This is a genomic window from Agrobacterium sp. 22-209-1, assembly GCF_053522485.1.
In genome coordinates, this window is record NZ_JBNWCH010000011.1 from 47,269 (window position 1) to 61,208 (window position 13,940).

Annotated in this window: 13 protein-coding genes and 1 pseudogene; 8 read left to right on the forward strand and 6 right to left on the reverse strand. The window is 59.6% G+C overall.

All coding sequences use genetic code 11. From position 1 onward, the window contains the following. Positions 1-47: 47 nt before the first annotated feature. Positions 48-530, reverse strand: coding sequence for an MSMEG_0572/Sll0783 family nitrogen starvation response protein (locus tag ACQZ48_RS20170; protein WP_448729286.1), 483 nt, complete (start codon positions 528-530; stop codon positions 48-50). A gap of 267 nt (positions 531-797) precedes the next feature. Here ACQZ48_RS20170 and ACQZ48_RS20175 point away from each other — a divergent pair, with 267 nt between their 5' ends. Further along, the gene (locus tag ACQZ48_RS20175; protein WP_448729370.1) at positions 798-2,168 is read left to right on the forward strand and encodes an aminotransferase-like domain-containing protein; all 1,371 of its coding nucleotides are present in this window, start codon (positions 798-800) and stop codon (positions 2,166-2,168) included. A gap of 186 nt (positions 2,169-2,354) precedes the next feature. Here ACQZ48_RS20175 and ACQZ48_RS20180 read toward each other — a convergent pair. Then, positions 2,355-2,618: pseudogene (locus tag ACQZ48_RS20180) on the reverse strand (ABC transporter permease); the annotation flags it as partial. A 142-nt stretch (positions 2,619-2,760) separates the two neighbouring features. Here ACQZ48_RS20180 and ACQZ48_RS20185 point away from each other — a divergent pair. Both ACQZ48_RS20185 and ACQZ48_RS20190 read left to right on the forward strand, forming a co-directional pair. Further along, positions 2,761-3,786 carry an IS110 family RNA-guided transposase gene (locus ACQZ48_RS20185; protein WP_448729287.1) on the forward strand — a complete coding sequence of 342 codons (1,026 nt, stop codon included), beginning with the start codon at positions 2,761-2,763 and terminating at the stop codon, positions 3,784-3,786. Between the two features lie 287 nt (positions 3,787-4,073). Continuing rightward, positions 4,074-5,019 (forward strand): IS630 family transposase gene (locus ACQZ48_RS20190; protein ID WP_448729288.1). Its coding sequence is split into 2 segments (ribosomal slippage): positions 4,074-4,412 and positions 4,414-5,019, totalling 945 coding nucleotides; the frame shifts between segments, so codons are not numbered across the junction. Here ACQZ48_RS20190 and ACQZ48_RS20195 read toward each other — a convergent pair. Next, positions 4,964-5,497 carry an ABC transporter permease gene (locus tag ACQZ48_RS20195; protein WP_448729289.1) on the reverse strand — a complete coding sequence of 178 codons (534 nt, stop codon included), beginning with the start codon at positions 5,495-5,497 and terminating at the stop codon, positions 4,964-4,966. The two genes, ACQZ48_RS20190 and ACQZ48_RS20195, sit on opposite strands and share 56 nt — an antisense overlap. Positions 5,498-5,647: 150 nt before the next feature. On the opposite strand from ACQZ48_RS20195, the gene ACQZ48_RS20200 reads away from it, so the two are divergent. Further along, positions 5,648-6,310: a GntR family transcriptional regulator gene (locus ACQZ48_RS20200; protein WP_448729290.1), complete on the forward strand. Its 663-nt coding sequence runs from the start codon at positions 5,648-5,650 to the stop codon at positions 6,308-6,310. A gap of 6 nt (positions 6,311-6,316) precedes the next feature. On the opposite strand, the gene ACQZ48_RS20205 is transcribed toward ACQZ48_RS20200, so the two are convergent. Continuing rightward, complete coding sequence (locus ACQZ48_RS20205; RefSeq protein WP_448729291.1) at positions 6,317-7,480, reverse strand: NAD(P)/FAD-dependent oxidoreductase; 1,164 nt, start codon at positions 7,478-7,480, stop codon at positions 6,317-6,319. 38 nt (positions 7,481-7,518) lie between these two features. Then, the gene (locus tag ACQZ48_RS20210) at positions 7,519-8,889 is read right to left on the reverse strand and encodes an NAD(P)/FAD-dependent oxidoreductase (protein ID WP_448729292.1); all 1,371 of its coding nucleotides are present in this window, start codon (positions 8,887-8,889) and stop codon (positions 7,519-7,521) included. Between the two features lie 154 nt (positions 8,890-9,043). Here ACQZ48_RS20210 and ACQZ48_RS20215 point away from each other — a divergent pair, with 154 nt between their 5' ends. Beyond that, the gene (locus ACQZ48_RS20215) at positions 9,044-10,483 is read left to right on the forward strand and encodes an NAD-dependent succinate-semialdehyde dehydrogenase (RefSeq protein WP_448729293.1); all 1,440 of its coding nucleotides are present in this window, start codon (positions 9,044-9,046) and stop codon (positions 10,481-10,483) included. Beyond that, a complete protein-coding gene (locus ACQZ48_RS20220; RefSeq protein ID WP_448729294.1) occupies positions 10,480-11,148 on the forward strand; it encodes a GntR family transcriptional regulator in 669 nt (222 codons plus the stop codon). Before ACQZ48_RS20215 ends, ACQZ48_RS20220 begins: the two co-directional genes overlap by 4 nt. A gap of 25 nt (positions 11,149-11,173) precedes the next feature. Here the strand turns inward: ACQZ48_RS20220 and ACQZ48_RS20225 are convergent, their stop codons facing one another. Further along, complete coding sequence (locus ACQZ48_RS20225) at positions 11,174-11,467, reverse strand: 2-hydroxymuconate tautomerase (RefSeq protein ID WP_448729295.1); 294 nt, start codon at positions 11,465-11,467, stop codon at positions 11,174-11,176. Between the two features lie 39 nt (positions 11,468-11,506). Here ACQZ48_RS20225 and ACQZ48_RS20230 point away from each other — a divergent pair, with 39 nt between their 5' ends. Together ACQZ48_RS20230 and ACQZ48_RS20235 are read left to right on the forward strand one after the other, a co-directional pair. Next, positions 11,507-13,135, forward strand: coding sequence for a choline dehydrogenase (locus tag ACQZ48_RS20230; protein WP_448729296.1), 1,629 nt, complete (start codon positions 11,507-11,509; stop codon positions 13,133-13,135). A gap of 32 nt (positions 13,136-13,167) precedes the next feature. Continuing rightward, positions 13,168-13,917, forward strand: coding sequence for an electron transfer flavoprotein subunit beta/FixA family protein (locus ACQZ48_RS20235; RefSeq protein WP_448729297.1), 750 nt, complete (start codon positions 13,168-13,170; stop codon positions 13,915-13,917). The last annotated feature ends 23 nt before the right edge of the window (positions 13,918-13,940 follow it).

Here is a 13,940-nt window from a genome sequence, read left to right on the forward strand (position 1 = left end):
GAGCGGACTGGGCGTCCGGCGCGTCGCGCGCCGGACGCCGGAACCGGTCAGACGGTCCAGGTGTCGATGATCAGCGCGTTTGCCTTCTTGTGAAGCAGAACACAGTCGAGAACGTCCTGCGGCAGGATCGGAATGATGCCGGGGATCAGAGCGGGCTCTCCATGGCCGTAGAGCGCCTGGAGTGCGAAGCGGCAGGCGTATACTTTGCCGCCTTCCTTCATGAATCGTTCGAGGTTCTTGTTGAAGTTCAGGTGTCCGGGAAAGGCTTCGTCTCCGAGCTTGGGGAACCCGCGCTGCAGGCCGAGGGTGACGCCCGGACCGTAAAGCAGGATCGACGTCTCGTACCCTTTCCTCTGGAGCCGGATGGCGTTGAGGATGTTCACCAGGCCGATCGATCCCTCGAACGCGACGGTATGGAACGTGACAAGAGCCTTCTCCCCGGCGTCCGCCTTCACATCCTCGAAGACCTTGCTTTCGTAGTCTACAAAGAAGTCGCCGTCCTTGTGGGGTTCATGCGTGACCTGAGGCATTACATCGCTCCTATTGGCGTGGGTGATGGAGCATACGGTACGGCGATAATTGTAGGAATCAACGATCAGTCTTTTATCCATACAATAAATTTTGTGCAGCGATCAAAAATGCCAATTTTAGATGCGGAGTGACTAGTAGATCATCAAAATCTTGCTCGATGCGCCCAGAAATTCGGCATCATTGTTCCGGGAATGATGCCCTTGCATCTTGAAAAACTAATCCATACAATGCGCAACAATTTCTCAAGCCAAGAAGGAGATCCAGCCTTGGGGAGATGGTTGCCGGTGCTCCGCCCAGACGGAAAGCCTAGGTATCTGCAGATTGCAGACGCGATCGAAGCTTCCGTAAAAAGCGGAGAGCTCACGACCGGCGAGCGGCTGCCTCCGCAAAGGAAGCTGGCCGAACGACTGGGGATCGACTTCACCACTGTCAGCCGTGCCTACGCGGAGGCGCACGCGCGGAACGTAGTGGAGAGCCATGTGGGCCGCGGCACTTTCGCCCGCAGCCTCGTGCAGAACGAGCACCGGGTAGACCCGAGGCGATCTCGCGACGAAGATCTGTCGATGAACATGCCGCCCGAGCCCGAGGATCCGGAGCTGCTGGCGCGGATGCAGAACGGACTTGGAACCGTCTCTGCGAACCTCGTGTCGCTTCTGCGGTACCAATCGACCAGCGGAGGGGATCAGGACAAGGCGGCGGCATCTTCCTGGCTTTCCAAGAGGGGAATGGTTCCGAGCCTGGAGCGCATCGCGATCACGCCGGGCGCCCATGCGACGATGACCGCCATCCTGTCAACGATGACGCGTCCGGGAGACGTCATCCTTTGCGAGGCCGTGACGTATCCCGGCCTGCGCGCCATTGCCTCCCGCATGGGGCTGCAACTGGTAGGTATTCCAATGGACTCGTCGGGCATCATTCCGGATGCACTGGACACTGCGATCCACCTTCATCAGCCGAAGGCTCTCTACCTCAATCCGACAGTTCAAAACCCTACGACGCTCACCATACCCCCGGCACGCAGGATGGAGATCGCGGAGGCGGTCCTGCGCCATCGCCTGCCGATCATCGAGGACGACGCTTACGGTTTCATACCCGCATCCGCCCCGGCTCCATTCGCCACGCTCGCACCCGACCTTACCTGGCATATCGGCGGCCTGGCGAAATGCCTGGGAGCCGGGCTCCGGCTGGCGTACACTGTCGCCCCCAACGCCCGCGCCGCCTATGCTCTCGCACAGGCCCTTCGCGCCAGCGCCGTGATGCCCTCGCCCATCTGCATGGCGCTTGCGACACGCTGGATCGAGGACGGTACTGCAGATGCGATCCGGCACTTCGTACGAACGGAGAGCGCGGCGCGTCAAAACATCGTCGCCGAGTCCCTGCCCGGACTGGAGTACCGGGGTGAACCGGAAGCCTTCAATATCTGGCTGAAGCTGCCTGAGGGCGCGAGCAGGGCCGAACTCATGGGACGCATGGCAGGACGGCATGTCGGACTAATGCCCTCGGACGCGTTCACGGTCCTCGGCAAGCCGGACGAGCACGTGCGGATCTGCCTCGGAGGAGTCATCAAGCGGGACGAACTGCGCGCCGGGCTCCTGTTCCTTGCAAACTCCCTTTCCGGCGGCGGCTGGATGGGCTGATCATGCCGTAAGCGCTTGCGGAGTTCAGTTCACAACTCATCCAAGCGAAGAAGGTCCCACGAGCGAGCATGCGCTTCTGGAGTGTCCGGAAATCGGAAGGTCGAGGATCTTGTTGCCTACCTCAAGGCCAATCCATGACACGATCGGCGCCAGCGTGGAACGTGGTCGACCGCAGTAGCGACAGCGTCAACGGGTCATCCGAACCACGGCGGACCTTGCGAGCAGGTCAAGGGCGAAGCCCGTCGCGCCGATCACAAGAACCGTCGCCATCAGGTCCGGGTATGCGAGGCGATCTCGGGCGTCGAGAATGAAATAGCCCAGGCCGGCTTGGACCCCCAGCATTTCGCACGAGACGAGAACGATCCATGAGATGCCTATGGCCAGCCTGACCCCTGTCAGGACATAGCCGAGGATGCCGGGCAGAATGATCCTGTTCAGAGTTTCCCATCTCGTCGCTGCTAGAGTCGGTCAGCTTTAAGCTGAATCGAAACAGGATTCCCTTTTCGTTGCGATTGTGATTATGGGATGGCCCGCCCCTCTCCGGAGCAATCGGTTAGGATTGCTCCGCTTTGGAAAGAGAGAGGAACGGACAATGTCGATATTTGTGCTCGGAATTGATCTTGGCAAGAACGTCTGCAGCCTTGTCGGTCTCGATGGGACCGGCGCTGTGGTTCTGCGCCGTCGCCTTCGTCGCGATGGCGTTTTGGACTTTGTCGGCAAGATAGAGCCTTGCATCGTGGCGATGGAAGCCTGCTGCGGCGCGCATCACCTTGGGCGGGTATTGGGTTCCAGGGGCCACACAATCCGGCTGATGTCGCCGGAGTATGTGCGACCCTATGTGAAGGCGAACAAGAACGACGACCACGATGCCGAGGCAATCGCGGAAGCCGCAACGCGGCCGACGATGCGGTTCGTGCCGGTGAAGAGCGAAGCGCAATCCGACATCCAGGCGCTGCATCGAGCGCGCTCGCGCCTGGTGGCGGAGCGGACGGCGCTGATCAATCACCTGCGCGCCTTGTTGCTGGAGCGCGGGATCGTCGTTGCCCAGGGTCGCCGCAAGCTGGAAGATCTGCTTGGGGTTTTCGCCGATGAGGACGATCCTCGGCTGTCATCACGCATGCGCCTTCTGGTCGAGGACCTGCGCGCCGAGTGGCGCAGCCTCGACGAACGGATTGCTGCCTTCGATGCTGAGTTCGTGCGCATGGCGCGTGACGACGACACGGCCCGTCGCCTTTCGACGATCCCCGGTATCGGGGTCGTCAACGCCACCGCGCTTGTTGCCGCGGTCGGCGATGCAGCAAGCTTCGGGCGCGGGCGTGATCTTGCCGCCTGGCTGGGCCTCACGCCCCGGCAGGCGACCACCGGAGGCAAGCCCCGGCTGCTGGGCATATCCAAGCGCGGCAACCGCTACCTGCGAGCAAACCTGATCCATGGTGCTCGCGCGGTCCTGCCGCGCATCATGGCTCAGGATACACCCCTGGGCCGCTGGGCTCGAGGTTTGTTGGAGCGGGCGCACAAGAACATCGTCGTCGTCGCGCTGGCCGCCAAACTCGCGCGCATTGTCTGGGCGGTGCTGCGCAAGGAGCGTAGCTTCGATCCGGCAATCGCAGCGGCGTAGAAACAGGAGATCATCGGATGCTGATCTGATGGTCGCGGAAATCTGCGCGTGGTGAGAAGAAGATGGCCTGACAGTCGAACGGCAGCCTGGAAACCTGAACCATTGAACGGCCGATCGAGGCCGGTGTGATTATGAGGACCAGACTGCGCGAATCTCCATCTTGGCCGGGACTTGATCCCGAGACCGGATACGTTGACGCAGACTGAGCAGAGCGATCTTCAAATTACCCCTTGCAGACGGGGCGGGCCATACGTTCAAGATTATTGCTGGTGGGGAGGCCAGCAATAATGGCGCGACCTCTTTCTCTGGATTTACGCCAGCGCGTCGCCGACGCTCTGGCCGGGGGCATGACGGTGCGGGCGGCAGCCTTGCGCTTCGGGATATCGGCGGCGACGGCGGTGCGGATCGGCCAGCTTGACCGATCCGGCCGTGGTTTGGCGCCGGCCAAGATGGGTGGCCATGTCAAGCCGATGCTGCGGGGCGCGGCGGCCGATGCGGTTCACATCCGACTGGCGGCCAAGACCGATTGGACGGTTCGGGCGCTTGCCGCCGACCTGAAGGCGGCAGGGATCAATGTCTCTCATGACACCGTTTGGCGTTTCCTGCGCCGCCAAGGCAAGACATTTAAAAAAAACGCTGATCGCCAGCGAGCAGGACAGGCCGAAGGTGGCGCGGTTCCGGACCCGCTGGAAGACCCATCAACATCGACTTGACCCGCACCGCCTCGTTTTTGTTGACGAAACCTGGGTCAAAACCAACATGACGCGCACCCGCGGCTGGTGTCAGCGCGGCCAGCCGCTGATCGCCAGAATACCGCATGGCCATTGGAAGACGCTGACCTTCCTCGCCGGGTTGCGCCACGACCGCATCGTCGCGCCCTTCGTGCTCGACGGCCCGATCAACGGCATCGCCTTCACTGCCTGGATCGAGCAATGCCTGGCGCCAACTCTCAATCCCGGCGATATCGTCATCCTCGACAATCTCGGCAGCCACAAGGGCAAGCCGGCACGCGACGCCATTCGCGATGCCGGCGCCCATCTGTTCTTCCTGCCGCCCTACAGCCCCGATCTCAATCCGATCGAGATGATGTTCGCCAAACTCAAGACCCTGCTGCGCAAAGCCGACGAGCGTACTGTTGACGCAACATGGAGGCGCGTCGGCGAAGTCCTCAAAACCTTCAGCCCACACGAATGCGCCGCCTATCTCGCGCATGCAGGATATGCTTCAACGTAGACCTGACAGACTCTAGGCTGCGTGAAAGCTGAAGCCAGTTCGGATCTAGCTGTCGGACCCCCGCTGCCGTGTTGAGCAGGATTGGCCAGACTGCGGCGAAGGCTAGCAGGAAGTAGATCGGCCTGTCGCCTATCCCGAACACCATGATGGCTATCGGCATCCACGAAAGAGGCGAGATCATGCGCAAGAACTCAAACGCCGGCGCCGTGGCCACCTCTGCCAGACGGGAGGTGCCGACGAGAAGCCCGAGCGGCACCCCCACGGCGAAACCCAGTCCCAGGCCCAGGAGCACGCGCTGCAGGCTGATGAGGATGTGGTCCCACAGAGTTCCAGAAGCCAGCAGGTTTGCCAGCGCCGGCAGGGCGGCGACGGGGGAGAACCGGCGCGCGAAGCTGCGCTCCGCCGCCAAGACGTCGGCACCCAGCCACCACAGAACCAGCAGGCCAAGAAGACCTGCCGATCCGAGAGCGGCAGCCAAAGTTTCGTCCGGAAAGCGGAAGGCACCTGAGCCCGCCCTTCCAGGGTACTGGCAGAGGAAGGAACTAAAATCCTTGTTCCGGGAACAGGTGGCAGTTATAAATCTTATGCAATTCATGCCAATTTAATCCAAAGATAAGGATTCCGGTAAATGGACGAAAAAATCAAAAACAATGACAAGCCTGCGCCCCTCGTTGTGCGGGATGGCCTGCGTGCGGCTATTTTCGCGGGTGAGTATGCGGCAGGAACACCATTGCGCCAGGATGAAATAGCAGCGATGTACGGTACGTCGCGCATCCCCGTGCGAGAGGCACTGCGCCAACTGGAAAGCGAAGGCCTTGTCAGTTTTGAGCGAAACAAGGGCGTAATCGTCAAGGGTTTCTCCATCGAAGATGTTGTCGAGATGCTTGAAATCCGGATTGCGCTCGAGTGCCGCGCGCTGAAACTCTCCGTTCCCAATATGGCGCTCGAAGACTTCGAAGCGGCGGAGGCTATTCTGAAAGCGTACGACGAAAGCGAGGACCAGTCGGCGTGGGGTGAACTCAACTGGCAGTTTCACTGGACACTTTATCTTCCATGCCAGCGGCGCAAGCTCCTGGACATGATCGAAACCAACTACGGCCACGTGAGCCGATATATCCGCCGCCAGGTTTCCGCGGCGACAGGCAAGACAAAGCCCCAGCACGATCACATAGAACTGCTCGGACTTTGCAGATCGGGTGATGTGAATGGCGCCGTGAGCCTGCTCGAGCGGCACATCGAGCAAACCCAGAAATCGCTCCGGGCCTCGACGCGTCGCGCGGAAGCCCGGTGATCTTCTTCAGATAATTCCCCGCTCGTGAAGCGGCGTATTGTCGAGTACGCGCTGCCATCCGAAGCGGGTCAGGTCGATCGTCTCATAGCGACCGTCGAGGAGGAGCTCGGCCATGGCAAGGCCACAACCCGGAGCATGCATCAAGCCGTGCCCGGAGAATCCCGCTAACAGGTGGAAATTGGTGAGGCCGTCAGCACCGCTCCCGATGATCACGTTGCCATCGAGATCGTTCTGATCATAAAGGCCTGGTAGCGTATTCTTACATTTCGTCTTTTCGAACTGCGGGAAGCGATGAGCAAGCGCTGGCCAAACGACATTCTCGAAGTAGTCGTGGTCCACCTCGAAATTATATCCGCGCGGCTCGTCGAGTGTCGGCACACCACCGGAATAACCCTTGCCCTCGGGACGGAATGCCAAGCGCTCCGGGTCCTTCAGGTAAGGCAGAGGCTCGATTGGATCTTCGGATTCGAAGTAGTGTTCGTACCGACGCAGAGGCTCAATCGGCACCTTGAAGTCCAGCATCTCGCAGAGGTCCTTAGCCCAGGCTCCGGCCGCATTGACGAACTGGCTGGCCTCCAGCGTTCCGCCAGACTTGAGCTTCGCGCGGATGACGATACTACCCTGCCGGTCGAAACCGGACACTTCATCGGCGACGAAGTCCACGCCAAGGCTCTTCGCTTTCTTCCGGAACCCCATGAGAACGCTGTGCGGGTCAAGCCAGCCATCGTCCGGCGAGTGAACCGCAGCACCGAGGTCCGACACGTTCATTGAGGGGAATTTGTACTTGATTTCGTCCGGCTCGAGCCAGAGGACGTTGCAGCCCATTTCCAGTTCGGTGTCGAAATTCTGCTTAAGCATCTCGCGCGATGTCGGAGGTACGATGAAGAGGTAGCCGTTCTTCTTTAATCCGATCTCTGCTTTCTCACCGCCGACCGCCATAGTGTTGGCGAAGTTATCGAAGAACGGAATGCTGAAATTGGACAGCGCGATGTTCTCGGGAAGCGAGAAAAGACGGCGCACACCGCCAGACGCACGCGGCGTAGAGGCGAGGTTGTAAGTCGGATCGCGCTCGACCACTGTCACGCCAACGCTTGGATCCTTGATCTTGAGAAAGTACGCTACGGCCGAGCCGATCGCGCCGCCTCCAATAATGGCAATATCCGTCTTCATCGCCTCTTCCTTGTGATTAGCGGTCAACTGTTATGAGGTTAAAGCAGGCCACGACTGCCTGCCAAAAGGTCGCCTGCCAACGACGGGTCTGAGTATCTGTCAGCACTCAGCGCTCTGGCGTATGGAACGAGAGGGCCACCCATCGCCCAGTCAGCGCAAATTGAACCGGTCATACAGGCTGCCATCGTACCAAATCCTGAGAGAGCACCAGCGACGAACGCGCCGGGGGTGCCGCTTGGACCAATGAGCGGCCAGTTCTCCTTGGTCATCGTGTAGTACCCCCCGTAGTGATGAGCATTGCGGGGAAGCCTGCCGACGTACTGCGCCAGACCGGGTTGAAGACGGCTTGCGCCGCGCAGGACGATATCGGGGAATTCGGGGTCAATCGGTTCTGGTGCGTGCGGGTCCGTAGCCGTCTTATTGTATGCCCAACCCAATTTGATCCAGGCACCATCGGCAGCCCCATCGGGTCTGCAGTGTATGCCGCCAATCATTTGCTCCGTAAACCTTGCTGTTGCAGGGTTTTCGCGGAGTAAGTCCATCTCCTCGTCCGTCCAGGCAAGCGTCTGTGGATCGAGGTCGATCGTGAACGGGAGATCGCGCGGTACAACGCGCTGCCTGTCTTCGAAGCTGATCTTCTGTTGATAGACACACTCAACGGGCAAATCTTCGCCAAGCATCGCTGCAACGTCGCGGACAAATGGTCCGGCAGCGTTGACCAGCCGGTCCGCAATCACACGAACATGCCCGCCCGCCATCTTGACATCCAGCCAGAAGGGCTCGCGGTTGTCGATCGACATCAACTCCCCGCGAAGTATCCCCCCGCCTTTGTTCCGGATACGCTCCAGCATGTATTGGCCGAGTTGCTGACCGCTGATCGAGCCGGCACGACGCACGTGAAGGACGGTGTTAACGTTCTTTGCCAGTGTCGGGAACACGCGCTGAATCATTGCTCGATCGTAAAGTACGTCCACGCCTGCCGGAGCGTCTGCCCAATCGGAACTGGACTCTTTGTAGGAGCTTTGCGGCGCACCACCTTCATATACTCTCAGGCGGCCGGGATTATCGCGGTACGACTCCTCAAGCTCTCCCATCAGGTCATCCGGTCGCTCCCTGCGGGTGATGAGGGCATAACCCCGCCGCGTCATATTGATCATGTTGCCGGAATCCCGGGCAATGCGATCCATGAGATCGATGCTGTCATCGGTAAATTTTCGCATGACCGCGTCTGACCACCAGTTGCGGTAGTTTTCGCCGGATTGGGCAGAGGTAAGACTCATCGGATCGCGAGGATCGATAATGACGACGCGCTTCACGCCGTATTTTTCGACGAGATAATAGGCGACCGAGATGCCGACAATGCCAGCCCCTATAATGGCGACCTCGGCATGTTCCTGCCCACCTGACATTGCAATCTCCCTGCCTCATTATCCTGCCCTCAACAACGGCTGGATATTATCCAACTTCTGATAATTGAATATGATATAGAAATCTTTTATACAATACCGAAGTTTCACTTTCCCGCGGTGGGATCGTTGAATGGCGGATGTTAGGAAGATGATTATGTACGGTGAAAAACTGGCAATGCTGATCGACGGAGAGTGGATCGGCGCTGACGCGCGCGATAGCGAAGCCCTCTTTAATCCCGCGACCGGAGAGGAGCTTGCCGCGCTTCCCCGGGCAACAACTTCGGATCTCGACCGGGCGCTCGACGCGGCCGGACGTGCGTTCCGGACGTGGAAGCGGACGACAGCCGCCCATCGCTGGCAGGTTCTCAGCCGTGCCGCCGACCTGATCGAAGAACGCAAGGCGGAAATCGCCCGCGTATTGACTCTGGAGAACGGCAAGTCGCTTCGCGAGGCCGCCGGCGAAATCCAATTTTGCGCCGACGCGACGCGGTGGTACGCCGAAGAAGGAAAACGCGCCTACGGCCGCATTATCCCCTCGCGTAGCCTCGACATACGCCAGACCGTCCTTCGCGAGCCTGTCGGTCCAGCCCTCGGCTTCGCGGCGTGGAATTTCCCCGGTGGCAACGTGACGCTCAAGATCGCCGCCGCCCTTGCCGCAGGCTGCAGCATCATCGTCAAGCCGAGCGACGAGACCCCGGGGACCGCAGTGACCATCGCGCGTTGTTTCCAAGATGCCGGGGTGCCGGACGGTGCGCTTAACCTCGTATTCGGCCCTCCTGCGCCGATCTCGGAACACCTGATTGCGTCAAGGATTCCCAAGAAGGTGTCGCTCACCGGCTCGACTCCGGTAGGTAAGCTTCTGCAGCGGCTCGCATCCGACACCCTCAAGCGCTGCACGATGGAGCTTGGCGGTCACGCGCCCGTCGTGGTTTTCGCAGACGCCGATATAGAGAAGGCACTCGACGCTTTGGTGCCGTCCAAGTTCAGGAATGCTGGACAGGTCTGCACTTCACCGACCCGCTTTTACGTTCAGGAAAGCATCTACGATCGATTTGTTGACGGTTTCGTCGAACGCACCAAGAAGATCGTTGTTGGCAACGGGCTTGACGATGCGACGCAGATGGGACCGTTGATCACGAACCGCCGGCTGGACATGATGGATGAATTCGTGTCTGACGCCAAAGCTCTGGGAGCACAGGTTCTGCTCGGCGGCGAACGCATTGCCGGCACGGGCAATTTCTATCTGCCAACCGTTCTGCGCGACATCCCTGACAACGCAAAGGTTATGACAGAAGAGCCGTTCGGCCCCCTCGCCCAGTTCGCGTCCTTCAAAACGATGGACGAAGTCATCGAGCGGGCAAACGGTCTGCCGTGGGGCCTTGCGTCGTATGTGTTCACCAGAAGCGCCGCAATCTCGGCCATGATGAGCGAAGAGCTTGAAACAGGTTGCGTCGGCATCAACCACACCTCCGTCCACGAAGCCGAGACGCCATTCGGCGGCGTGAACGAATCCGGTTACGGTTCAGAAAGCGGCATGGAGGGGCTAGACGCCTACCTCCGCACCAAGTTCGTCGCAGAAAAGCGCGTGCTGTGACAGACAGCGACCTGGGAAAGAGCGATTACACTCGCCGTCCCGCACCTGAACTGGTACGGGACGGCCTCCGAACGGCTATCTTCAGCGGAGAACTGACTGAGGGCACACAGCTTCGACAGGATCAGCTTGCCGAGCAGTACGGCACAAGCCGCATCCCGGTGCGCGAGGCACTCCGGCAGCTAGAGGCTGAAGGCCTCGTCAGGATTGAGCCAAATCGTGGTGCGGTGGTGACTAGCCTCTCGCTCGACGATGTCCTCGAAATGCTGGACATCCGCATAGCTTTAGAGTGCCATGCCCTTCGCCTGGCTATACCGAATACGGCGGAGGAAGACCTGGACCATGCGGCAAGCATCCTCGACGCTTACAATTCCGACCCGGACCCCGGGAACTGGGGTATGGTCAACTGGAGTTTTCACTCGACGTTGTACGCGCCGTGCCACCGGCCGAAGCTCTTGCAGATGATCGAGGCCAACAACGGACACGTGAACCGCTTCGTGCGAATGCAGGTCTCACTGGCGGCGGGCAAGGAGCGGCCGCAGCGCGAACATGAGACACTGCTGGAGCTCTGCCGTGAAGGACGGATCGAGGCAGCCGTCAAGCTTCTCGAAACTCATATCGAGCAAACTCAGAAATCCTTCCGGGCCAGCCGACGCCAACGAGGTTGAGCGCCTTTAGGCGCTCAACCCCCGTTCAGCCATTTTTGCCGCGCTGGGAGATCAAGGTTCCGCCGAAAGCCCAGTTGTCGGCGCTGACGTCATTGAAGACGATGCTCACGGTTTCAGCTGTGCAGCCGCAGTGCTCGACGAGGGCATCGGTAACGGCCTTTGCGGTTTGCTGCTTCTGCTCAACAGTGCGCCCTTCCGAAAGATCGATAGTGATCCAAGGCATTGCTTTTCCTTTCTTTTCAAGCGCCTGCGGAATTCGCCTCAGGTCGCCAGTTTCGATTTGACAATAATTTATACAATAAATATAAATCGTATCCAATATGTTTTCTGACGAATAGGCCGATCCCGGGGTGAGCGCATGCAGTATGATTACATCGTCGTGGGCGCCGGTTCGGCGGGCTGTATCGTGGCTGCACGCCTTGCCGAAGACCCCAGGAGTAAGGTATTGCTCCTCGAGGCCGGAGGCTCAGACCGTAGCCTCGTCATCTCAATGCCGGCCGCCCTACCCTTCGCCTATCAGAGCAAGAAACTCGGTTGGAGCTATCAATCCGGCCCGGAGCCGCATCTTGGCGGCCGAACCATCGATGAGAAGCGGGGCCGGGTGATCGGAGGCTCATCTTCCATCAACGCCATGTTGTTCAACCGCGGCAATCCGCTGGACTTCGACAGCTGGGCCCATGATGGCCTGACGGACTGGAGCTTCGCCCATGTGCTTCCGTATTTTCGTCGTATGGAGACTTTCCAGGATGGCGCGGACGATTTCCGAGGTGGCGATGGCCCGATGAAGATCAGCCGCTGCAAGGCGGACCACAGGCTCCACGAGGTTTTCCTTCGAAGCGGCGAACAGGCTGGTTACTCTGTAACGCCGGATCACAACGGCTGCCGTCAAGAAGGCCTTCACGTTGCACAGGCCTACATCCACCAGGGGTCACGGTGGACGCCAGCCGACGGCTACCTGCGCCCCGCCCTGAAGCGTGGCAACCTGACGCTCCTCTCCAATGCATCCGTCCGACGTGTAGTCATCGAGAATGGCGCGGCAATCGGCATCGAAGTCGAGGATAAGAACGGAACGCGACAGATTACGTGCAATCGCGAGGTCATCCTCTGCGCCGGCGCGTTTAACAGCCCGCAACTGCTGATGCTGTCCGGTGTCGGCGATCCGGACGATCTGCGCTCGCTCGGGATCGAGCTTAAAGCCGAAGCCAGGCAGGTTGGACGGAACCTCGAAAATCATCCCGGCGTCAACTTGCAGTACACGACCGGTTACGAAGATTCCCTCGTCTCCGAGCTTAACCTCTTCGGGCAGGTAAAACTCGGAGCAGACTGGCTGCTTCGCAAGAAGGGTCTTGGCACCTCGAACTTCTTTGAGACCGGCGCCTTCCTGCGTACACGGCCCGATGTCGCCTATCCGAACATGCAGTTTGAGTTCCTGCCCCTGACCCGTCAGCTCAAGAACGGCAAGCTGGTCGCCATACCGGGCTTCCAGTTCTGGATGGATCTCTCAAGACCCCAAAGCTGCGGCCAGGTGAAGCTCCGCTCAGCAAACTCCAAGGACGCTCCTTCGATCGTCTTCAACCATCTGAGCACACGGCAGGACATCAAGGACATCATCGACGGTATCCGGATGGCGCGTGAGATGATCAGGCAGCCAGCTTTCGACAGGTTCCGCGGCATCGAGCTTGCTCCTGGTCCGGACGTCCAGACGGATAGCGAACTGGAAGCATTTATCCGCGCCAATGTCGGCACATCGTTTCACCCGGCTGGAACGTGCCGGATGGGTATGGATGCCGATGCAGTCGTTGACGGTGAAGGCAGGGTGAACGCCGTGCGACGCCTGCGCGTCGTCGATGGCTCGATCATGCCGAAAATCGTCACCGCCAATCTCAGCGCCTCGATCATGATGATGGCTGAGAAGATTTCGGACAGCATCCTTAACAAGGCTCCACTGCCCGCATCCAACGCTACCTATTACCAATCTGCCAACTGAGCGCCCCCGGCGTCTCATCGGAGACACGCGACATGAAAATTCTGGTCACCGTCAAACGGGTCGTCGACTACAATGTGAAGATCCGCGTCAAGCCTGATGGCTCGGGCGTCGATCTTAGCAACGTGAAGATGTCCATGAATCCCTTCGACGAAATCTCCGTCGAGGAAGCGCTTCGCCTCAAGGAGGCAGGAAAGGCCGACGAGGTTGTCGTCGTTTCCATTGGCCCCGCAAAAGCGGAAGAAACACTTCGCACCGCGCTTGCCATGGGCGCGGACCGCGCCATCCTGGTTGAGACCGAAGATAATCTGGAGCCGCTCTCTGTCGCCAAGGTCGTCAAGGCCATTGCCGAGCAGGAGCAGCCTGGCCTGGTCATCGTCGGAAAACAGGCAATTGACGACGATTCTAACCAGACTGGACAGATGGTATCGGCACTCCTGGGCTGGCCACAGGCGACATTTGCGTCAAAGGTCGAACTGAAGGAAGGTTCCGTGGACGTCAGCCGCGAAGTGGACGGCGGCATCCAGACCATCAACGTCAAGCTCCCTGCGATCGTTACCTCCGACCTGCGTCTCAATGAGCCACGCTACGCATCGCTGCCCAACATCATGAAGGCAAAGAAGAAGCCGCTCGACAAGAAGGCCCTGGCGGACTTCGGCATCGAAACCTCGGCACGCCTCAAGGTTCTCAAGACCGAGGAGCCGAGCGGACGCAAGGCCGGCATCAAGCTGAGCAGTGTTGCCGAGCTAGTCGACAAGCTGAAGAACGAAGCCGGCCTTCTGTAACCGCCGAATTGAGGAGTATTAAC

Bases quoted from the DNA above. Each gene is read 5' to 3' on its own strand.
- ACQZ48_RS20170 (WP_448729286.1), bottom strand. From the start codon at position 530: ATGCCTCAGGTCACGCATGAACCCCACAAGGACGGCGACTTCTTTGTA.
- ACQZ48_RS20185 (WP_448729287.1), top strand. From the start codon at position 2,761: ATGTCGATATTTGTGCTCGGAATTGATCTTGGCAAGAACGTCTGCAGC.
- ACQZ48_RS20200 (WP_448729290.1), top strand. From the start codon at position 5,648: ATGGACGAAAAAATCAAAAACAATGACAAGCCTGCGCCCCTCGTTGTG.
- ACQZ48_RS20205 (WP_448729291.1), bottom strand. From the start codon at position 7,480: ATGAAGACGGATATTGCCATTATTGGAGGCGGCGCGATCGGCTCGGCC.
- ACQZ48_RS20210 (WP_448729292.1), bottom strand. From the start codon at position 8,889: ATGTCAGGTGGGCAGGAACATGCCGAGGTCGCCATTATAGGGGCTGGC.
- ACQZ48_RS20215 (WP_448729293.1), top strand. From the start codon at position 9,044: ATGTACGGTGAAAAACTGGCAATGCTGATCGACGGAGAGTGGATCGGC.
- ACQZ48_RS20230 (WP_448729296.1), top strand. From the start codon at position 11,507: ATGCAGTATGATTACATCGTCGTGGGCGCCGGTTCGGCGGGCTGTATC.
- ACQZ48_RS20235 (WP_448729297.1), top strand. From the start codon at position 13,168: ATGAAAATTCTGGTCACCGTCAAACGGGTCGTCGACTACAATGTGAAG.